This is a genomic window from Dyadobacter sandarakinus (assembly GCF_016894445.1).
GTDB lineage: Bacteria > Bacteroidota > Bacteroidia > Cytophagales > Spirosomataceae > Dyadobacter > Dyadobacter sandarakinus.
The window spans coordinates 5481801-5502022 of sequence record NZ_CP056775.1 but is presented as its reverse complement, the minus strand read 5'-3'; the positions used below and the strand labels follow the sequence as shown (position 1 = coordinate 5502022).

The 20222-nt window shown below is 49.5% G+C and carries 15 protein-coding genes; 5 read left to right on the top strand and 10 right to left on the bottom strand.

Annotation, left to right across the window (positions count from 1 at the left end):
* Positions 1 to 28: 28 nt before the first annotated feature.
* From HWI92_RS22710 to HWI92_RS22665, 10 genes are all read right to left on the bottom strand, one after another.
* Positions 29 to 1531: a RagB/SusD family nutrient uptake outer membrane protein gene (locus HWI92_RS22710; protein ID WP_204659580.1), complete on the bottom strand. Its 1503-nt coding sequence runs from the start codon at positions 1529 to 1531 to the stop codon at positions 29 to 31.
* 27 nt (positions 1532 to 1558) lie between these two features.
* Positions 1559 to 5014, bottom strand: coding sequence for a SusC/RagA family TonB-linked outer membrane protein (locus tag HWI92_RS22705; RefSeq protein WP_204659578.1), 3456 nt, complete (start codon positions 5012 to 5014; stop codon positions 1559 to 1561).
* Positions 5015 to 5035: 21 nt separating this feature from the next.
* Entirely contained in the window at positions 5036 to 6043 is a 1008-nt protein-coding gene (locus HWI92_RS22700) for a FecR family protein (RefSeq protein WP_204659576.1), read from the bottom strand.
* A 42-nt stretch (positions 6044 to 6085) separates the two neighbouring features.
* The gene (locus tag HWI92_RS22695; protein ID WP_204659574.1) at positions 6086 to 6760 is read right to left on the bottom strand and encodes an RNA polymerase sigma-70 factor; all 675 of its coding nucleotides are present in this window, start codon (positions 6758 to 6760) and stop codon (positions 6086 to 6088) included.
* 278 nt (positions 6761 to 7038) lie between these two features.
* Entirely contained in the window at positions 7039 to 8751 is a 1713-nt protein-coding gene (locus HWI92_RS22690; RefSeq protein ID WP_204659572.1) for a GMC oxidoreductase, read from the bottom strand.
* 96 nt (positions 8752 to 8847) lie between these two features.
* Entirely contained in the window at positions 8848 to 9369 is a 522-nt protein-coding gene (locus HWI92_RS22685) for a gluconate 2-dehydrogenase subunit 3 family protein (protein WP_229248500.1), read from the bottom strand.
* 28 nt (positions 9370 to 9397) lie between these two features.
* Positions 9398 to 10639: an MFS transporter gene (locus tag HWI92_RS22680; protein WP_204659570.1), complete on the bottom strand. Its 1242-nt coding sequence runs from the start codon at positions 10637 to 10639 to the stop codon at positions 9398 to 9400.
* Positions 10640 to 10780: 141 nt separating this feature from the next.
* Positions 10781 to 11269 (bottom strand): lipocalin-like domain-containing protein, encoded by a 489-nt coding sequence (locus HWI92_RS22675; RefSeq protein ID WP_204659568.1) that lies wholly within the window; start codon positions 11267 to 11269, stop codon positions 10781 to 10783.
* A gap of 153 nt (positions 11270 to 11422) precedes the next feature.
* Positions 11423 to 12433, bottom strand: coding sequence for a T9SS type A sorting domain-containing protein (locus HWI92_RS22670; protein ID WP_204659566.1), 1011 nt, complete (start codon positions 12431 to 12433; stop codon positions 11423 to 11425).
* 71 nt (positions 12434 to 12504) lie between these two features.
* The gene (locus HWI92_RS22665; RefSeq protein WP_204659564.1) at positions 12505 to 12882 is read right to left on the bottom strand and encodes a helix-turn-helix domain-containing protein; all 378 of its coding nucleotides are present in this window, start codon (positions 12880 to 12882) and stop codon (positions 12505 to 12507) included.
* A gap of 246 nt (positions 12883 to 13128) precedes the next feature.
* Here HWI92_RS22665 and HWI92_RS22660 point away from each other — a divergent pair, with 246 nt between their 5' ends.
* From HWI92_RS22660 to HWI92_RS22640, 5 genes are all read left to right on the top strand, one after another.
* Positions 13129 to 13803 (top strand): ClpP family protease, encoded by a 675-nt coding sequence (locus HWI92_RS22660; RefSeq protein ID WP_204659562.1) that lies wholly within the window; start codon positions 13129 to 13131, stop codon positions 13801 to 13803.
* 280 nt (positions 13804 to 14083) lie between these two features.
* Entirely contained in the window at positions 14084 to 15328 is a 1245-nt protein-coding gene (gene clpX / locus HWI92_RS22655; protein WP_204659559.1) for an ATP-dependent Clp protease ATP-binding subunit ClpX, read from the top strand.
* A gap of 240 nt (positions 15329 to 15568) precedes the next feature.
* Positions 15569 to 16528, top strand: coding sequence for a 1-phosphofructokinase family hexose kinase (locus HWI92_RS22650; RefSeq protein WP_204659557.1), 960 nt, complete (start codon positions 15569 to 15571; stop codon positions 16526 to 16528).
* 83 nt (positions 16529 to 16611) lie between these two features.
* A complete protein-coding gene (locus tag HWI92_RS22645) occupies positions 16612 to 17673 on the top strand; it encodes an NHL repeat-containing protein (RefSeq protein ID WP_204659555.1) in 1062 nt (353 codons plus the stop codon).
* Between the two features lie 221 nt (positions 17674 to 17894).
* Positions 17895 to 20207: a TonB-dependent receptor gene (locus HWI92_RS22640; RefSeq protein WP_204659553.1), complete on the top strand. Its 2313-nt coding sequence runs from the start codon at positions 17895 to 17897 to the stop codon at positions 20205 to 20207.
* Positions 20208 to 20222 lie beyond the last annotated feature (15 nt).

The following is a 20222-nucleotide window of genomic DNA, read 5'->3' as shown; positions in this document are numbered from 1 at the left end:
TATTTGCTTACCGGCGCTGGAACAAATCCTAGTACCCGGTATTCTGTCTCAGATTGGTGTTATTGCGCATTTCGGGTGTTGGAATGGGAAACAACAGCTCACGGGCAGAAAGCGTAGGGCCATAGGAAAACCGGTGACCTACATAGTCATCGAACTTTTTGGTAGACACATTGAATGCCTTCCGCAGCCTGACCATATCAAACCAGGTGATATTTTCAAAACACAGCTCATACCAGCGCTCGCGCCATACTGCTTCCCGGAATGCATCTTTCGACAAACCCGTCCATGCAGGCAGTTGTGCACGGGTGCGTACGGCATTTAAAGCTTCATAAGCTTTGGTCGCCGGGCCGCTTACTTCATTGGCAGCTTCCGCGTAGGTCAGCAGCACGTCGGCATAGCGGATTACAGGCCAGTTGAGGTCGCTGCTGGCTGTGCTGGTCTGGGCAGTAGGATCAAAATGTTTGTAAATAAAATACCCGCCTAGATCCACTTCCTGATTCCGGTTAGACTCATTGGTGAACTTGGTAAAAAAGAATTGTTTTTCCTTGATCCGGAGATCGGCGGGATCGTATGACTTTACAAAATCGCCGGTAGCGTAAATACCTCCGGTTTCATCCGAATACTGAGAAATATTCTTGTTGTAAGGAATAATCGAAACCTGCCAGTTGGAAGGCAGTATCTGTGCCCGGAACTGGATCATGAAAATGTTCTCCTCAATGTTCTTTTTGGCAGGATCGTGCAGGTCGTTGTACGAGCTGAAAAGCTTGAATTGCTTTGAGTCGATCACTTCCTCAGCTTTCTTGGCCGCCAAACTGTAATGCGATGCGCCTTTTTGCAATGGAAACCCTGCCATCGTAAGGTACACCTGCGAAAGCAGTGATTTCACAGCTCCCAGGGTTGCACGGCCGGTATTATCCGTCCAGGGTAATCCCGCAGCCTCTGCCGTCGTCAGATCGGCCACGATCAGGTTATATACTTCTTCAACACTCGCCTGGGTCGGCCGGAGCTGCTCCGATTGCAGGTTAACAGGCTCCGTCACGAGCGGAATGTTGCCAAACATGCGCACCAGCTGAAAGTAGTACCAGGCTCTGAGAAAGTATGCCTCGCCCATGAGCATTTTGGCTTGCGCGGCGTCCATGGTAATTGTCGGAATCTTGCTCAGCGACAAATTGGCATTGGCTATGCCCCGGTAGTACGATGACCAGTAAGTCTGACCATAACCATTATCAGAGGTATTCCGCAGGTCTTTTACAAAGTAACTGTTTACTGCCTGGCCAAGGTCGGTGGCTGCAAGCCCGGTACCGAACTCAGTCATCATCCAGGCACCGCCACCAAATCCGCTGCCCAGTGGGTCGCGCATGGGTGCATATATTGCATTCACGGAACTGACTGCATGTGCCGGCTGCGTAAAGTAGTTCTCTACTGTAAAGTTACTGGGGTCAGATTCGTCAAGGAAGTCGGAGCAGCCTGTTGCCGCGAAGATGCTCAGCAAGGTTGCGAGCAGTCCCATTTTTTGAGATAATTTATTCATTGCTACTTCAAGTAAGAGTCAGTATTGTTACAAACCTATGTTCAAGCCCAACATGAAAACCCTTGGTTTCGGATAATCGTACAAGCCAAATCCCTGATCAAACGGGGAGCCCGAGTTGGACACTTCCGGATCGTACCCGCGGTATTTTGTCGTAACAAAGAAGTTCTGAACTGACCCAAATACACGCAGCCGGTCAAGTTTCAGTCGGGATACCACATTGGGTGAGAAAGTGTAAGCCAGCAGCAGGTTACGGCCCCGGATAAACGATGCATCGGTTACCTTGTGGCTGTCATTGTTGGTCGTATAGTAGGCATTAATAGGCCGGATCTGCGCAATCGGCGTGTTCTGGTTGGTTTCGGTCCATGCATTCAGTACGGTTTTGTAACTGTTGGCAATGCCCTGGCGGTCTTCCGCCGAGTGGATACTGCGGTCGAGCACGTCGTTTCCATACATGTACTGCAGGTCAACGGTCAGCGACCAGGCTTTGTACTGGAACGTATTCAGGAAAGTACCGAAACCATCGGGAATACCTTTACCGATGATGGTACGGTCATTGTCGTTGATGGTTCCGTCTCCATTCAAATCCTTGTATTTCACATCGCCCGGCAGCATATTGTACTTTTTGGCCTGCTCAGCTTCTGCGGTAGACCATGTACCTTCATGGACCCGGCCAAAGAATGAACCCACAGGCTCCCCTACCCTGATGACCGTAGCGCCTGAATAAATGTCGCTGCCTCCTGACAATGCAAGCACTTTATTTTTGTTGACAGAAATGTTGAAAGTAGTGCTCCAAGAAAAATCTCCCGCCTTGATGTTGGTAGAATTAATAGCAAATTCAACACCCTTGTTTTCCATACTGCCGATGTTGGTAAAGATACTGGCATACCCGCTGCTCATCGGGAGGGGTGCATCCAGGAGCATATCGTTTACTTTTCTGCGGTAGAGATCAAGCTCAAAGCTGAGCCGGTTAGAGAAAAGTCCCAGTTCGATACCCAGATCAACCTGCTGCGTTTTCTCCCACTGCAATGCAGAGTTGGACATCCTGCCCACACCGATACCGATGTTGCGGGAGCCGCCGAAGATCACATCGTAGCTCGACATCCCTGCCAATGCACGGTAAGCCGGGATTTCGGAGTTACCGGTAGCACCATAGCTGGCCCTGATTTTCAAATTTGTGATCGCATGCACCCCTTTCAGGAACTCTTCTTCGGATACACGCCAGGCGACGGCAGCCGATGGAAAAAATGCATAGCGGTTAGCATCCCCGAACTTGGACGAACCATCGATCCTGCCTGTGAAGGTGACGAGGTACTTGTCCATTAAACCATAGTTAAGCCGTGCAAAGTACGAGTTCAGGCCGTATGCGGATGCAAAAGACGAAGGCGCCAGCGCCGTAGCACCGGCTCCCAGGTTGTTATATTCGAAATAGGTATCAGTAAAGTTCTGGCTTCTGGCCATGTTTTCGAACCGATCCACGTGCTGCCACGACAAACCCAGCATGGCATTCAGGGAGTGAATTTTTGCAAACTCCTTATTATAGGTCAGGTAGTTTTCAAATTGCCAGGAATTGTAGCGGTTGTTCGTAACCTGGGCATCCCCATTGTTGGAAATGTACTGCAGACCGGCCGCTGCAAAGTAGTCCAGGCGCTGGTTGATCACGTTAGTACCGAGTGTCGAGCGCAGATCCAGTCCGTCGGCCAGGTGGAAAGCAGCATACATATTGCCCAGCATGGTCTGGGTTTTAAGATAATACAGGCGCTCATTAACCACACGCAGCGGGCTGTCGCCACCTTCCATTCCCGGGTAATCACGGTTGCTTGCCCAGCGGCCGTCAGGATATTTGACAGGAATAATGGGCAAAGCTTCCAATACCTGGCGCATGGCCGTAATACCTCCGCCGCCCAGCTGGTCCACCTGCTTTTCATTCTGATCGGTATAGCCAAGGCTGCCGCCTACTTTGAGCCAGCTTTTTATTTGTGAATCAAAAACAAAGCGGCCCGAGTACCTTTTCTGCCATGATTCACGGACGATACCGTTTTCGTTCCGGTAGTTGAGGAAGGCACCGTAGCTGCCCTTTTCACTGCCGCCGGTAAGGCCGAGCTGGTGATTTTGAATCAGGGCTTTTTGAAACGCTTCTTTCTGCCAGTCTGTATCATACAATGGATTTCCACTTGCATCAAAAAGGAGCGGATTGGTGCGCTTGGTACGCGGATCGGTGTACTTGGTACCCGTAGCCCATCCAACCGGATCGTACTTGGCTGCATTGGCGTAGGCCTGTTCTTCTACCTGAAGAAATTCGCGCGAGTTCAGCACGGGCAATTTCTTGGGTGCAACTCCGATGCTGAAATCGGTATCATAAGTGATTTTTCCTCCGCCGGATGTACCACGCTTGGTTGTGATCAGGATTACACCATTGGCACCCCGGGCTCCGTAAATCGCCGTTGACGACGCATCTTTCAATACCTCGATAGACGCAATATCATTAGGGTTAATGTAATCGATCGGTGTACTGCCATTCTGCAGGTCTACTGCATTCAGGATCACCCCGTCAATCACGTACAGCGGATTGTTGGACACGCTGATGGAGCTGGCACCGCGGATACGGATATTGGCGCGTCCACCCGGACGTCCCGAGTTAGAGGAAACGTTAACCCCCGCTACCCGGCCTGACAATCCCTGGTTGAGCGAAGATGCGGGACGCTCCTGCAATACCTCACCTTTGATCGTACCCACGGCCCCGGTAAGATCCGATTTTTTCACAGTACCGTAACCCACCACGACCACTTCATCCAATGCATTTTCATCAGGCATCATGCTTACAGATACCTCTGCCTGATTGCCCACAGTAACTTCCTGCGATTTGTACCCTACAAAACTAAATACCAGAATGTTGCCGCTTCCGTCGGGGACGTCCAGTGCAAATTCGCCCGCTGCGCCCGTAGAAGTACCACGCTGGGTACCTTTCAATACCACACTTACGCCTGGAAGTCCATTCCCCGACTCGTCCGCAACCTTGCCTCTCACTGAACGATCCACTACGGCCACAGTCGGCACAACTTCGTTTTCAGGGTTCACAGGCGACTCAGGCAGGGCCGCCGACTCCTTTTTTCCAGCCTTTTCAGGGGTATTTTCCCGCAGTTTATCCTCCGTAATCACAAAGGTATTCTTCCTCGTTTTCCGGTATTTAAGCCCATTTTGTCCAAGGATCGTTTCCAGGTTTTTTTCGATAGGGCGGGAAAAATCGAGGGAGGCGGATGTGACGTTTACCGACCCTACGAGGCGGTCTTCGAAAACAATCTCCACCCCATAATGACGCTGCAGATCAAGGAGCACATTTTTGAGCTTCATTTCCTGCCTGCCACTTGCAGAGCGGGCCGGAGAAGCGGCAAAGGCAATGGCTTGTGCATGGAGAGGCTGGTACGACTGCACCATGACGACAAGTCCGAGCCCCACCCATTGCTTGGCTGATAGCTTTACTTTCATAGTAAAAAGGTTTAGGATGAGTTAATTATTGGTTAAAAGAGTAGTATCACCCTGCTGCTGTATGTGCAGGTCAAGTACCTCGGACACTGTTTTAAGCAGTTCCTGAGCACTTTTGGTCTTGAAATTTCCGGTAATCGTGCGCCGCCCGATGACAGGGTCAGCCAGTGCCACCTTCTGGCCGAAGTTTTCCTCGATCATCGCCGCAATCTCCTGCACCGGTGTGCCATTGAAGACGTAGCGCTGCTCGGTCCAGGGTGCAAAAGTTCTGAAATCCTGCTTTTTCATCAGCTGCACTGCGCCACTCCGGTCGAGACTGGCGAGGTCGCCCGGTTCCATCAGCACCTTGGATTTCTTGTTATTCTGAGAATAATCGAGGCGCACACTCCCCGATTTAAGGGCTACCCTGGTACCGCGGGGCCTGGCAAAAACCGAGAACGTAGTACCCAATACCTCCACCTGAAACTGTTCCGAGGTTTTCACCACAAAACGCTTGTGGTCTATTGTATGGCTGACAGCAAACTCGGCTTCACCTTCCAGGATTACATTCCGGACATCAGCAGCGAACCCGAGGCGTGGCACCTTCAATTTTGAATTGGCATTCAGGCATACCCGGCTGCCATCTTCAAGGTACACTTCTGTGGTTTGCCCGTAGCCTGTTTGATAGGTCTTGTAAAAAACCGGTTCACGAAAAATCCATCCGAACCCAAAAACAACCGCAATGCTTGCTGCCATAAGCCAGTAGCGGCTCCATTGTACGGGAGCATTGGGGTACTGAAAACCCTGCTCATCCTCATGCCGGGCAGGACTTTCCTGAAAGCCCGTATTAATACGATTCAACAATGCAGTCGCTGCCGCATCCTCGTCCGGACTGAACTGCGGATATTGAGATTCATATTCAAGGAGCCACTGGTAAAACAACTCTGAATTTGCCTCAGACCCGATCCAATCCTCTACCCGCTGTCTTTCAAGTGGATTTGCCCGCCCCGACAAATACTCAAAGAGCGTCAATTTTGATAATGTGCCTTTCATCTTATATGCAGTTCGAGGCTCAAAGCGGCCTGTTAGCAAGAGTTATATCATTTCGGAAGTGCTCACCACGGTAAGCGCAAGGGAGATCATCCACTCTCCACGCAATGCAGTCCGCAGGTGCTTCAATGCTTTGGAGATATGGACCTCAACGGTCTTGGGTGAGATATGAAGCTCGTCGGCGATCTCGCTGTACTTTTTATTTTCAAACCTGCTCAGCAGAAAAACTTTCTGGCATTGCATGGGCAGGCGGCTGATCGCCTCATTGACTTTGATAAAAAGATTGTTGTAGTGAATTTCAGCGTCGGGCTGCTGGTGGCGTGTTTCTTCAGCCGTCTCTACCGATGATTCCAGACTGTCTGTCCTGCCAAATTCCCGGCGCATATAGGTATAGCATTCATTACGTACCGACCGGAAAAGGTAGCTCGTGTATGAAGTTGTAATGTTTTCGTATGCTTTGGTCCTGTAAAACTGGAAGAATACCTCACTCACCAGGTCTTCCGCGATTTGCCTGGAATAGACAAAACGCACCGCATGACTGCATAATGGGGCATAGAATCTCCTGAACAATAATTCGAGCCCTTTTCCGGGATCTTGTTCAAATGTCAGTTTCAGGAACTGGGCGGCATCCACCTCTTTGGATTGAGGATTCTCCTGCTCGGCAGGTGCCCGAAACGGCGTGTTTTCCTGAGAGTCTTGGTGAGATAGAGGATCGCGCATAGAGTCTCTTTTTATGTAATAATTAAAAGACTTTCTTGCACTTGAATCCCCTTACTCTTAATTAAAAAAAATGAAAACTTTTATAAGTGATATTGTAAGCACCGGATCAATGATATGCACCTTGCAACTTTGTATCCCGCTGAACCTTCCATCCATTGCAAACCCCGATGATCCGGGCAGGTTTTCTGAGGCACTCCGGGCATCAGAAAATCAGGTTGCCTGCAAAGAAAAAAGCCGCGCAAATGCACGGCTTTTGACTTTACTGTAATTTCTGATGCTTACAAATTCTTCGCTTTCATTTCCTTCACCGCATGATCAACCGCGCGGGCTGAGAGGGCCATGTAGGTGAGCGAAGGATTTTGTGTTGACGTAGACGTCATGCAGGCCCCGTCGGTAACAAATACATTCTTACATGCGTGCACCTGATTCCATTTGTTGAGCACCGAGGTTTTGGGATCTTTGCCCATCCGCGCGCCACCCATTTCGTGAATGTCATTGCCCGGATTACGGTGATTATCATTTGATTTCACATTCTTGAAACCGGCTTGAACAAACATCTCCGACACCTGCTCCATGTAGTCCTTGATCATTTTTTCATCATTGTCGTCATAATCCACCGAAATATTAAGCAGTGGAATCCCCCACGCATCTTTTTGCGTCTTGTCGAGTGCGACGAAGTTTGATTCTTTGGGAATCGTCTCACCCATCATATGCGAACCTACGCTCCAGTTACCATACAAGGTTTTATGTAACCCGGCTTTGAGTGATTCACCCAATCCCGATTCATCATTGAACTCTATCCGGCCAGCCCCGAAACCTGCTGCGTATCCACGCAAAAAGTCTGTATCCTGCTTGTACACATTCCGGAAACGCGGAATGTAGCCACCATTCGGTCTGCGGCCGTCATCATTGGAATCCAGGAAACCCTCGTATTCACCCGAAACCGTCGCGCGGTAATTGTGAAATGCGACGTATTTACCCAGTACACCACTATCATTACCAAGTCCGTCCGGAAAGCGGCTTGACGTAGAGTTCAATAAGATCAGATTGGAGTTGAGCGCAGCAGCATTGATAAAAATAATATCTGCATAAAACTCCATTACTTCCTTCGTATTCGCATCAATAACGCGTACACCAGAGGCTTTGCCTTTTTTATCATCATAAATCACCGAATGCACAACGGAATGCGGACGCAATGTCAGATTCCCGGTTTTCAGTGCCCAGGGAATTGTGGAAGAGTTGCTGCTGAAATATCCGCCAAACGGACAGCCTCTCTCGCACAAGGTACGGTTCTGGCATTTCGCACGTCCCTGATCCAGGTGCACCTGCTTGGGTTCCGTAATGTGCGCAGCCCGACCGATGATAAAATGGCGGTCTTTATACGTTTTTGAAACCTGTTCCTTGAAGTATTTCTCCACACAGTTGAGCTCGTGCGGCGGCAGGAATTCTCCGTCGGGCAATGAGTCCAATCCGTCTTTATTTCCTGTAATACCTGCAAATTTCTCCACGTGGCTGTACCAGGGTGCAATATCATCGTAGCCGATCGGCCACTCCACTGCAAACTTGTCCCGTGCAGGGCCTTCAAAATCGTATTTGCTCCAGCGTTGCGTCTGCCGCGCCCAAAGGAGCGACTTTCCGCCTACCTGGTATCCCCTGAGCCAGTCAAATGGTTTGTTCTGAACATAGGGATGCTCATTATCTTTTGCAAAAAAGTGTGCAGAAGACTCACCAAATGCGTAGCATCTACTTGCAATCGGGTTTGCGTCCGTTATTTCTTTCGGCAGGCGCCCACGATGCTCGAATTCCCAGGGCATCATGTTGGTGGTCGGATAATCCTTGATGTGCTGCACATCGCGGCCCCGTTCCAGCAGGAGGGTTTTCATCCCTTTTTCGGTCAGCTCCTTAGCCGACCAGCCGCCACTGATACCTGATCCAACCACAATCGCATCGTAGGTACGGGCTTTTTTACTGTCAATATTGAAATTCGCCATAGGTTTTTAGGAAAGAAGGAGAAAGGAGGATGGAGGAAGGGGAAAAAGGACGATGTTTTTTAGCAGACTTCCTTTTCTCCCTTCCTCCTTCCTCCATTATCCCTTTTTAAGAGGTACGCAGCCATGATAGCGGGCTGGCACCAATTCATAATGGGTGATATTGGTCATAACGTACTCGGAAGACATGTAGCCCTGGATTGTCAGGTTTTTCACCAAACCAAAAAAAGCTTTCTGGCTTGCGTCGGTACTCTTTTCGGCTTCCTGCAGTAGCGTCAGTCTTTGCTCTTTACCTGCATCCGCGAATGATTTTCCAAACCGCTGGATACTCTGCTCGTCCAGATTGGAGATTCCGCCCGACAGATTTGTCTGGGTGTTGGTATCATAGCAATCCTTCACCATTTTTTGTACAAACTCGCCTACACCCAGCTCGCCTGCACCCGGCGTATCCGTTTTCGGAATGATGGTCTCTACGATCGCAGTCAGGTTCCTGGACTGATCGGCGGAAAGGAAGCTGATTTTCGCAAGTGAGCTCTTGCTCCATCCGGATGCCCAGGCCGGCAAATTCGCCAGTGCGCCCATGGCCAATGCCATGCTTTTCAGCGCCACGCGTCTTTCCATTTGATTTTTATTTAAATTTTTTGAAACGCTATTCTTCAAGAAAATCGAGATCACGACCGTGTGTCTCGGGAATCGTAATAATGCATACAATCCCTATTATAAAGCAGATAACACCCACCAGTGCACCTGAGTTGAGGACTGAAAAGGAATCTTTAAAAACGGCAAAAAGGGTGGTCATCAGTACAACCGTACCCCGAACCATATTAGGCACAGTAGTCGCAGCAGTCGCACGCAGGTTGGTACCAAACTGTTCCGCACCAATGGTCACGAACATGGCCCAGTACCCGATGCCAAACCCGAGCAGGGCTGCCACGCCATAGAAAACATCAGCTGTTTTGATCCCTGCATAAAGGTAAACACCGCTCCATATCAGTGTAAACAGCATTAGGTACAGCACTGCTTTCTTACGACTTTCCAGCCAGTGACTAAGGAAACCGCTGCAGAGGTCACCAATCGATAATCCTACATAACACCACATAATGGAAAGTCCGGGCTTCACTGCCTCTTGAATGCCCAGTGCCTTGCCAAATTCATTGCTGAAGGTAGCCAGTATCCCGATCACAAACCAGGTTGGCAAACCGATGCCGATGCATTTCAGATATCTTAGTAAACGATCTTTATTTGTAAACAATGCAAAGAAATTGCCTTTTTCAATGTGGTGCTGGTCTTTCATATCTTTAAAGATCCCCGACTCAAAAACACCGATTCTTAGCAGAAGAAGCGAAATCCCCAGGCCCCCTCCGATCAGGTAGGCATTGCGCCAGTCAAAAAACTCGACAGTGAAGTAAGCCACTACAGCGCCCAGAAGACCAATTCCGGCAACCAGTGAAGTGCCGATGGCGCGGAGATGTTTGGGCAGGATTTCGGACACGAGCGTAATGCCTGCTCCCAGCTCGCCGGCCAGACCCACGCCGGCCACGAAACGCAGCAGCTTGTAAACGGTAACATCCTGCACAAAACCACAGGCAATGTTGGCCAGGGAATAGGTGATAATAGATCCAAACAATACGGAAAGTCTGCCTTTTTTATCGCCCAAAATCCCCCATAGAATTCCACCGAGCAACAATCCGGTCATTTGCCAGTTAAGGATGCTGGCACCTGTCAGGGAAATATCGGCCTCCGAAAGCCCGAGTGATGCCAGACTGGGCAACCTTACAATACCAAAAAGGAGCAGATCGTAAATGTCAACAAAATAGCCAAGGGCTGCTACTATAACCGGGGCACTGAAGAGATGGGATGCATCAGAACGTGAGGCAGAAAGGGACTCCATTTTAGTTAATCAGGGTTTTTCAAGAATTAATACAATATTATGCAAATAGCCGGACTTATGCCCGGCTATTTGCTGCTAAAATTAATAAATATCAGGAGAATGTTTTGTTTTTAGATGCGTACATTTTCCCGCTCATGCATGCTACTGGCGCTTGAACACGAGGGTATACTTGTAACTTACGCCGTCTTCCGTTTCCTGCTGAGACCATTTCATCTCGGTTTTGCTTACCTGCAGGTCGTATTCAGTAATATCATTTCCTTCTTTCAGCTGGATTTTGTTGCCTACTACCTGCCAGGTTGCCTTGTCGTCCAGCACGTCTGAGTCTTCGGCTTCATCGGAACAACCCTGCGGAACAACCCCGTCAATACTTCCATTGCCTTTGAACTCAAATATGATGGAAGATAAACAGTGGTTTCCGGTCAATGCTTCCAGGTAGGCCAGATAATCGGTAATGCCATCCTGGGCCGGATCCACTGTAATCGCAGCTATTTTCCACTTTCCTTCTACTCCGTTATCGTTTCCGCCACCGGGTGCCGGATCATTTTTGTCTTTGTCGCACGACATGATACCGAGTGCCAGCAGGGCCACAAACAGGAAACTTTTGAAACTTTTAAAATTTTGATTTTTCATGGTAGTTAAAAAATTTTTGATTTAGGCCACGAAAATAGAGCTCCGTTTCTGTGCCGGAAAATGATACCGAGTTTCCGGTCCGAATCTTGAGTTTCCGGTTTTTGAGGCTATTTTGTCACTTTTTGACACTGTATTAACGCTACAAACCAGCACTCACTCCACCATTACCCGGAGCGACCGTTTGCGACCTTCAAGATCATCGTACATCACCAGATAGATACCCGGCACGAGCGGTTGGTGAGGCGAAATAATGAGCGTACCGGAATTTTGCCAGGTTGTACTGCATGCTACCTGCTGGCCATTTTGCCTCGTGAGCTGCAACGTTTTCTCTCGCATACTTCCGGCTTGGAGCTCAATACGGTTGTGGGGACTTGGATTGGGCGCAACCCATGCACGATCCGCGGCCCGGCGACTATGCATTCCTTTTATCAGTATTTCATAAATCCTGACCTTACCTACTCCGTTACGGAATCGCATTTCAAAGTTGGAAAGCTTGGTGGCTGAAAACGGGGAATGCATGGGATATGCCGGAATCCCCCGGCCCACAAGCGAGCTGTCAACCCAAAGATCATAGGTACCCGGCAATGCGCTGTAAGCTTGCCGGCTTTCCGGCAGCTCATAAGCCACTACCTCTCCTGAGTTGTTCAGCACCCAGGTCAGGGTGACAGGTGTTTTTGAAGGTATCTGTTTGCTAAATGCCTGCGTCTGATGGTCCTTGATCACAAAACTGTTGCTCAGAAAATGAAGGGACACTTTACCAAACATCAGGTCATTGCCTGGAAAAGCATTGTTCACAGGATTAAAATGTTCACCTACATAAAAGTAAATGGCATTGGGCGAAACAGACTGGATTTGCTCAGCACTTAATGTCACCCTGATCATCAGGGCATCAGGTACCGGCATAAAAGGCGTCGCCCGCATGGCCCGGATGATACCACCGGTAGCAGAATCCTGCAGGGTACGGACGAGCTCCATATAACCCTTATGGAATTTGTGGTAGGAAAGCGCCGGGGCTGTCAGGATCATGTGACTGAACTGCCCGGTGTCAGGCTCCGGATTAACAAAGCTGCCGGAACCGGAAAATGTCTGGTGAAAGTACACCGGCTGCGCCGCCAGGAATGCGGTGCACAGTATCAGGAAGGTACAGGTCAGAAAGGGCTTCATGTGACAAAAGATGGTTGGTATACTTTTGACGTATCCTTCCTTCTTTGGTCACGCTGCCTGCACTTGTATTTTCAAAATCCGATACGCTCCCTCTGCTCACCGGTTTCGCGCAGCAGCGTGCCCGAAAACAACTGGCTAAACCTGGCTTTCCATTGACTGAGCTCGGCCTGCAACCGCTCATTGGCGGCCAGCAGACGGGCATTTTCCTGCCGGAGCCATTCGGCTTCGGACAACGTACTGGTATTAAGTCCGAGAAGTTCCTGTACAGGCATGTCCAGTACCTTTGCAATATTTTCAAGACGCGAGATGGAGACTTCGGTACGGCCGCGTTCAAGATCGCCATATGCGGTCGTTGATAAACCGAGCATGTCTGCCATATTTTCCTGTGACAGTCCCTTTTGCAGCCGAATGAGCCGGACCCGCTCTGACAAATTGGAAGAAATATTCATAATATCCGACATTTACCCTTTCTGGCAAAACAATTGATACACTAAAATAGTCACAGTACTGAAAAACTGCTAATCGCAATTTTCGATAATTTATCACTTGAAATGATAAGGTTTTTTCAACGAAATAATCAATTTTGTGAACAGGCCACAGGACAAAGTGCCGTGGCAAACCTGGAATACAGGCAGCAGCAGTATTGCTTTGGGTTTCAGATTTGGTAAATACAATCATTTAAATTCAGCTTGTTCATGCATTACGGAAACGAATTCAGAAAATATGCCGTCAATCATTTAGGAATGAATGGCCTTACCATCGACGGTTATGTAAATCATACTGTTGAAAACATGACGCGCTCGGTGATCGAGGAACGTCCCATGAACTTCCGGGAAGTGGATGTTTTCTCGCGCCTCATGGCCGACCGTATCATTTTTATGGGTACTGGTGTGGACGATAACATTGCCAACATCATAGTAGCCCAGCTGCTCTTCCTCGAATCGGCAGATCCCAAAAAAGATATCCTGATGTACATCAACAGCCCGGGCGGCTCTGTGTACGCCGGTCTGGGAATTTATGATACCATGCAGTATGTACGCCCCGATGTGGCAACAGTATGTACCAGCCTTGCGGCTTCCATGGGTGCCGTATTGCTCGCAGGCGGTGCTGCCGGCAAACGCTCGGCCCTGCCGCACGCAAGGGTGATGATCCACCAGCCATCAGGCGGTGCACAGGGTACTTCCGTGGATATCGAAATCACTACCCGTGAGATCGTGAAGCTGCGTCATGAATTGTACGAAATTCTTGCAAAACATACCGGCCAGACTGCCGAGCAGATCGGGCTCGACTCTGACCGTGACAAGTGGCTCAGAGCGACCGAAGCCAAAGAATACGGCCTGATTGACGAGGTGCTTACCCGCGATAAGTAATGCCGGAAACAATCTGATCAAGTGCCTGCCTGGTTTTCCCGGCAGGCGCTTTTTATTTTATGGGTACCTGAAAGCTTGGTAAGCAAGCCAAAAACATGGAAATTTGTACTAAATGCAAACCGGCAGGTGCACTGGATGCATGGGACGGTTATTGAAACAGCAAACATCGGAAACAATAAAGTAATGCTGTTTGTTGTTAAGGTCGCGATGGCTATGTCAAACTTTTAGTTCATCGGAAGAGGCGTGCGGTAGAATTACATTCACAGTTTAACTCACATCAATGGCACAAGTAAGTTGTTCGTTCTGCGGACGTAAGAAAAACGAAGTAGATTTATTACTCTCAGGAATTGATGCACACATTTGTAATCACTGCATATCCCAGGGTTACCAGGTAGTAACCGAGGAACTGGGAGGTAAAGAGGATAAAAAAGAAAAGAAAAATAAGCTGCCCAAACTCAAGCCCATCCCCCCAGCCGAAATCAAGCATTTTCTCGAACAATATGTGATAGGCCAGGACGAAGCGAAACGCTCGCTCGCCGTAGCCGTATATAATCATTATAAAAGGATCAACCAGCTGACCACCGAAGATGATGTGGTGATTGAAAAATCAAACATTATTATGGTGGGCGAAACCGGTACCGGTAAAACCTACCTGGCCAAATCCATCGCCCGTATCCTGCAGGTGCCTTTCTGTGTGGCAGATGCGACCGTTGTTACCGAGGCGGGGTATGTGGGCGAAGACGTAGAAACCATCCTTACCCGTCTTCTTCAGGCTGCCGACTATAATGTGGAAGCTGCGGAAAGGGGGATTGTTTACATTGATGAGATTGATAAAATTGCGCGCAAGTCGGACAACCCTTCGATCACAAGGGATGTAAGCGGCGAGGGTGTTCAGCAGGCTCTGCTCAAATTACTGGAAGGATCCATTGTGAATGTACCGCCCCAGGGAGGTCGTAAGCACCCTGACCAGAAAATGATTACGCTCAATACCGAGAACATTCTTTTCATTTGCGGAGGTGCATTTGACGGTATTGAAAGACATATCGGAAAAAGAATCAATACACGTCCGATCGGATTTTCAGGTGATAACCGCATTATCGAAATTTTTGATAAAGGAAACCTGATGCGCTACGTGACGGCTATGGACCTTAAATCATTCGGTCTCATTCCCGAGCTCATCGGCCGTCTACCGGTACTGACTTACCTCAACCCGCTTGACCGTGAGACTTTGCGCAGGATTCTGACAGAACCGAAAAATGCGCTTGTGAAGCAGTACAGCAAGCTTTTTGAAATGGAGGGCATCAAGCTCAACTTTGATGAAGATGTGTTTGATTACATTGTGGATCAGGCGATGGCTTACAAGCTCGGCGCGCGCGGACTGCGATCCATCTGTGAGTCGATTATGACGGATGCCATGTTTGACCTGCCTTCCCAAAAAGATATGACCGAGTTTACCCTTTCGCTTGATTATGCAAAGGATAAATTTGAAAAATCATCCATGTCGCTGCTGCGCTCCGTAGCCTAGGCACATGATTCGTGCAAAACGCCCTGTATCTCTTGCAGATGCAGGGCGTTTTGTTTTTTTATGTTACTGTAAAATCAGGAAAACAGCTCCTGCTGATACACCGGAAACCATCACGCGTAAACGGTTGCTGCATGAAGAAATTGCAGCCAGAGGCTTTTGGATCAGTTTTTTTCTTTTATTCGCACTCATTCGCTCAACGGTTTTCTTCCATTTCAATTAAAACGAACATACCATATTGCCATGGCAACCGGACCTATTGTTACACTCACCATCAATCCCGCCCTTGATAAAAGCTCCAATGTGGCGCGCATTGTCCCGGACAATAAACTGCGCTGCGGCACGCCCAACTTTGAGGCGGGAGGCGGCGGTATCAATGTGGCCAAGGCCATTCACAGGCTTGGAGGCAATCCCATCGCCATTTTTACGATAGGCGGCCCTACCGGTCAGCGGCTGCACAAGCTGGTGAAAGCCGAGGGTGTGGAAACCATGGTGATCGAAACAAAGCAATGGACGCGCGAAAACCTGCATATCCTCGAAACGAGTACAGGACTCCAGTACCGGTTCGGCATGCCCGGTACCGAAATGATGCCCACGGAAGTGCGGGCAATTCTGGAAACAATGGAGGAATTTGATCCGAAGCCGTCCTATATTATTGCCAGCGGCAGCCTCCCGCCGGGAGTTCCTGCCAACTTTTACGGCCAGATTGCCGAAATCGCCCATAAACAAGGTGCCAAGTTCATTGCCGATACATCCGGTGAAGCCTTGCGGTATGCCGCAGAAGCCGGTGTTTACCTCCTCAAACCCAACATTACCGAGCTTTGCGAGCTGGTAGGTGTGGATAAGCTGGAAATGGACGAGGTGGACGATGCTGCGCGTGCGCTGATCATCCGCGGGCAATGCGAGGTAGTGATTGTTTCACTGGGGGCGATGGGCGCGATGCTGGTTACCGAGGACCAGGTAGAGCACATTCCTGCTCCTCCCGTACAGCCCACAAGTACCGTAGGCGCAGGGGATAGTATGCTGGCGGGCATCGTATGGATGCTTTACCAGGGCAAATCGTACCGCGAGGCCGTACGCATGGGCGTAGCATGCGGATCCGCAGCCACCATGAATGCAGGCAGTGAGCTCTTTAAAATGCAGGATGTAAGCAGGTTGCTCGACTGGCTTAACCGGTACGGCAAGCGCTACTCTGCAAGCTAGGCAGCTCATTTCTCAGGCATTTCACATTTGATCCTCTGATAGTAAGAAAACGGGGGTACGGGCTTTTGCATAAAAACACAACCATGCAAGACCAACCATCCCGGCGCCAGTTTACCCGGCTGGCTGCTGCCACAGCCGCTGCCATCACGTTCAAGCCATTTTACATACTGAAAGCTTCCCCCAAGGCTGATGGCGAGACCATTGGCCATGGTGCCTACCGCTACAAGGTGCATCAGGGCTGGGGCAACCTGGATGCCGCTCAGTTTCCTGTCAACAATTGCCATGAAATGGTACAGGATAGTAAAGGCAGGCTGATTATGGTGGGAGATGAAGTTAAAAACAACATTCTGGTTTACGACCGCTCCGGAAAGCTGCTTGACAGCTGGGGACATGAATTCCCCGGCGGACACGGGCTTACGCTCTGGAATGCAAACGGGGAAGAGTTCCTCTTTATATGCGACCCTAATCTGGGCAAGGTTTTTAAAACGGACATGAAAGGTAAGATCCTGCTCACGATTGAACATCCTTCCAAAGCCGGGGCCTACAAGGAAACTGATCCGTTTAAGCCGACGGAAAGTGCGATCGGGCCGGACGGGACGATTTATGTGGCTGATGGATATGGCTCCAACTGGATCCTCCGCTACACACCGAAGGGTGAATTTATTGATAAGTTTGGCGGCACGGGCGATGAAGATTCGCAGTTTTCAACAGCCCATGGCATTGCAATCGACCATCGTGACAAGGCTAATCCGACACTCATGGTGACCTCCCGCGCGCACAATGCATTCAAAAGGTTCACATTGGATGGCAAGTACCTCAGCACCATTTTTCTCCCCGGCGCATTTGTATGCCGGCCTGTTTTCAAAGGAGACCAGATGTTTGCCGGAGTTTGCTGGTCAAGGCTGCGGTACCTGAACCAGACACCGAACTCAGGATTTGTTACCATTCTTGATAAATCCAATAAGGTTATTTCCAATCCCGGCGGCACCAAGCCTGTATATCAGAATGGCGCATTGCAGCTTATGGTACAGGAAAAACCCATTTTCATGCATTGTCACGATGTATGCGTGGATAATGATGAGAATATTTATGTATGTCAATGGAATGCTAAAAAGACCTACCCCGTCAAACTGGAAAGAGTCTGATCGCAGCCCCCCAATAAAAAGCCGGAATGCACTCAACCCATCGAGCATTCCGGCTTTTTATTTTAACACATTCAAGACATATCCCTCCTCCATCCTCCTTCCTCCCTCTTATTAAAGCCCCAAATACTTTAAACTATTTCTTGCAACACAGTTGCACTTGATTTACTTTTGCAACATTGTGGCATTATAATCCACATCACTCCTGCGTTTGTAAAAGACCAATGAACCGCTTTCTGCTCAGCATCCTGCTTTTTTTTACCATAACGATCACCCATGGCCAGAAAACCGGGTGTGAATGTTACATAAAAGGTGTTGTAAAAGACCAGCACAGCGGCCAGCCTGTACCGGGCGCCACAGTTTTTGTGACGGGACAAAGCAGTGGGGTATTTACGGATAAAGATGGCCGGTACGAGCTCCGGAACCTTTGTCCCGGAAAGTACACCCTCGAATGCCGCATTATTGGCTACAATCCTGATAAACAGCAGATTGACTTACATGCCGGTCACGAAGAAAATTTCAGCCTGCTTGAACAGGAGGTACATTTACGCGATGTTGAAATTACAGCTCACCGGACAACTTCACCTGCTACCCAGCCACTTACCACACTTACAGGTGAAGACCTTGACAAAACCCGCGGGCAAAATCTGGGTGAAAGCCTGAAAGGCATAACAGGCGTAACTACGCTGCAAACCGGCTCATCGATTTCCAAGCCTGTCATTCACGGACTGCATAGCAACCGTATCCTGATCATGAATAATGGCGTGCGCCAGGAAGGGCAACAATGGGGCTCCGAGCACGCGCCGGAAATAGATCCTTTTGTTGCAACCCGCCTGTCGGTTGTGAAAGGTGCCGCAGCAGTTCGGTACGGTTCGGATGCAATAGGCGGTGTGATCCTCGTTGAGCCGGAGGAACTGCCTTTTAAGCGAGCACTTTCAGGAGAGGTGAATTCGGTAGGATTTAGCAACGGACGGCAGGGCGTGGCCTCGGCAACGCTGCAAAGCGGTTTCAAAAGCTTTGCCTGGCGCGCACAGGGTACGATCAAACGCGGAGGAAACATTCGTACGCCCGGCTATTTTCTGGATAATACAGGAATCAGTGAGAAAAACTTTTCACTGGCGGCAGGCTATCGCCGCAAAGGATTTGGCGTAGATGCATTTTACAGCTACTTCAATACACAAATCGGTATTTTTTCGGGCTCACACATCGGAAGTATTACCGACCTCCTCAATGTGATTGCCAGTGGTGAGCCGCAGGTAAAATCGGGGTTCAGCTACGGGATTAACCGGCCCAACCAGAACGTGCGCCACAGCCTGCTGAAAGCCGAAACGCATTATCATTTCGAGGATGGTAACCGTTTGCAATGGACTTTTGCATACCAGGCCAACAACCGCAATGAATTTGATTTACATAAACCCAAAAATGACTCCCTGGCGGCACTCAACCGTCCTGAACTGACTTTCAGACTAACAACCCTCACCAATGATGTGATCTGGGACCATAAGCCCCTGGCCGGAAAGCTGACCGGGCAGCTTGGCATCAGTACCTTGTACCAGTACAACCTCATGGATGGCCGGCCGCTGATCCCGAATTTCAATCAGTTCAATATCGGTGTTTTTGGGCTGGAAAGACTGGTAACCAGTAAGTGGGAGCTTGAAGGCGGTGTACGGTATGACCTGCGCAAACTGCGCACTTACCGGATCGTCAGCCGGCAGAAAGTGGCCAATGATTTCCAGTTCGCTAACTTCTCGGGCACGCTGGGTGCTACACGTAACTTTTCAGGACGCATGTCGGCCAAGCTGAATGTAGGTACTGCCTGGCGGGCCCCCAATGTAAGTGAGCTTTTTACGGACGGTGTGCATCACGGAGCGGCAGCTTATGAAAAAGGTGATTCCACGCTGGTGCCCGAAAAAGCATTGAACTCGATTTTGAGTGTGAAATATACCGGTGAGCGCTTTACTGTTGAACTGGGAGGATACTACAATTACATTGCCGACTTCATTTATCTCAAACCCCAGGCTGAACCTATCCTGACCATTCGAGGAGCATTTCCTGCTTTTAAATACACCCAAACTGACGCGAGCTTCAAAGGCATTGACCTTTCTGCCAGCTGGGAGTTTACACAAAACCTGACGGTTACAAGCAAGCTCAGCTACCTGCGGGTTTATGACGAGCGCAACAATGGCTACCTGGTCATGATCCCATCCAACCGCCTCGATCATGAGCTCAGGTACCAGTTCCCGGATGGTGGCAAGTGGCACAGGCTATTTGTTTCGGCAGGAAACCTGATGGTCGCGCGGCAGAAGCGCGTACCGGCCCAGAGTGATTTTGCTCCTCCCCCGCCAGGTTATTCGATCTGGAACATCCAGTCGGGGGTAACTATTCCCGTCTCAGAAAAACAGCAGCTTGAAATCGGCATTGCAGTGCAGAATCTTTTCAATACCTCCTATCGCGACTACCTGAACCGGTTCAGGTACTATGCGGACGAAATGGGCAGAAATGCTTCTATCCGGCTCAAATGGAAATTTGGGGCTTAGGCAGCGAATCAATTT

What these genes read in the sequence shown, in the direction of transcription:
- HWI92_RS22710 (WP_204659580.1), bottom strand. Translation starts at nt 1,531, where the DNA reads ATGAATAAATTATCTCAAAAAATGGGACTGCTCGCAACCTTGCTGAGC.
- HWI92_RS22705 (WP_204659578.1), bottom strand. Translation starts at nt 5,014, where the DNA reads ATGAAAGTAAAGCTATCAGCCAAGCAATGGGTGGGGCTCGGACTTGTC.
- HWI92_RS22700 (WP_204659576.1), bottom strand. Translation starts at nt 6,043, where the DNA reads ATGAAAGGCACATTATCAAAATTGACGCTCTTTGAGTATTTGTCGGGG.
- HWI92_RS22695 (WP_204659574.1), bottom strand. Translation starts at nt 6,760, where the DNA reads ATGCGCGATCCTCTATCTCACCAAGACTCTCAGGAAAACACGCCGTTT.
- HWI92_RS22690 (WP_204659572.1), bottom strand. Translation starts at nt 8,751, where the DNA reads ATGGCGAATTTCAATATTGACAGTAAAAAAGCCCGTACCTACGATGCG.
- HWI92_RS22685 (WP_229248500.1), bottom strand. Translation starts at nt 9,369, where the DNA reads ATGGAAAGACGCGTGGCGCTGAAAAGCATGGCATTGGCCATGGGCGCA.
- HWI92_RS22680 (WP_204659570.1), bottom strand. Translation starts at nt 10,639, where the DNA reads ATGGAGTCCCTTTCTGCCTCACGTTCTGATGCATCCCATCTCTTCAGT.
- HWI92_RS22675 (WP_204659568.1), bottom strand. Translation starts at nt 11,269, where the DNA reads ATGAAAAATCAAAATTTTAAAAGTTTCAAAAGTTTCCTGTTTGTGGCC.
- HWI92_RS22670 (WP_204659566.1), bottom strand. Translation starts at nt 12,433, where the DNA reads ATGAAGCCCTTTCTGACCTGTACCTTCCTGATACTGTGCACCGCATTC.
- HWI92_RS22665 (WP_204659564.1), bottom strand. Translation starts at nt 12,882, where the DNA reads ATGAATATTTCTTCCAATTTGTCAGAGCGGGTCCGGCTCATTCGGCTG.
- HWI92_RS22660 (WP_204659562.1), top strand. Translation starts at nt 13,129, where the DNA reads ATGCATTACGGAAACGAATTCAGAAAATATGCCGTCAATCATTTAGGA.
- clpX (WP_204659559.1), top strand. Translation starts at nt 14,084, where the DNA reads ATGGCACAAGTAAGTTGTTCGTTCTGCGGACGTAAGAAAAACGAAGTA.
- HWI92_RS22650 (WP_204659557.1), top strand. Translation starts at nt 15,569, where the DNA reads ATGGCAACCGGACCTATTGTTACACTCACCATCAATCCCGCCCTTGAT.
- HWI92_RS22645 (WP_204659555.1), top strand. Translation starts at nt 16,612, where the DNA reads ATGCAAGACCAACCATCCCGGCGCCAGTTTACCCGGCTGGCTGCTGCC.
- HWI92_RS22640 (WP_204659553.1), top strand. Translation starts at nt 17,895, where the DNA reads ATGAACCGCTTTCTGCTCAGCATCCTGCTTTTTTTTACCATAACGATC.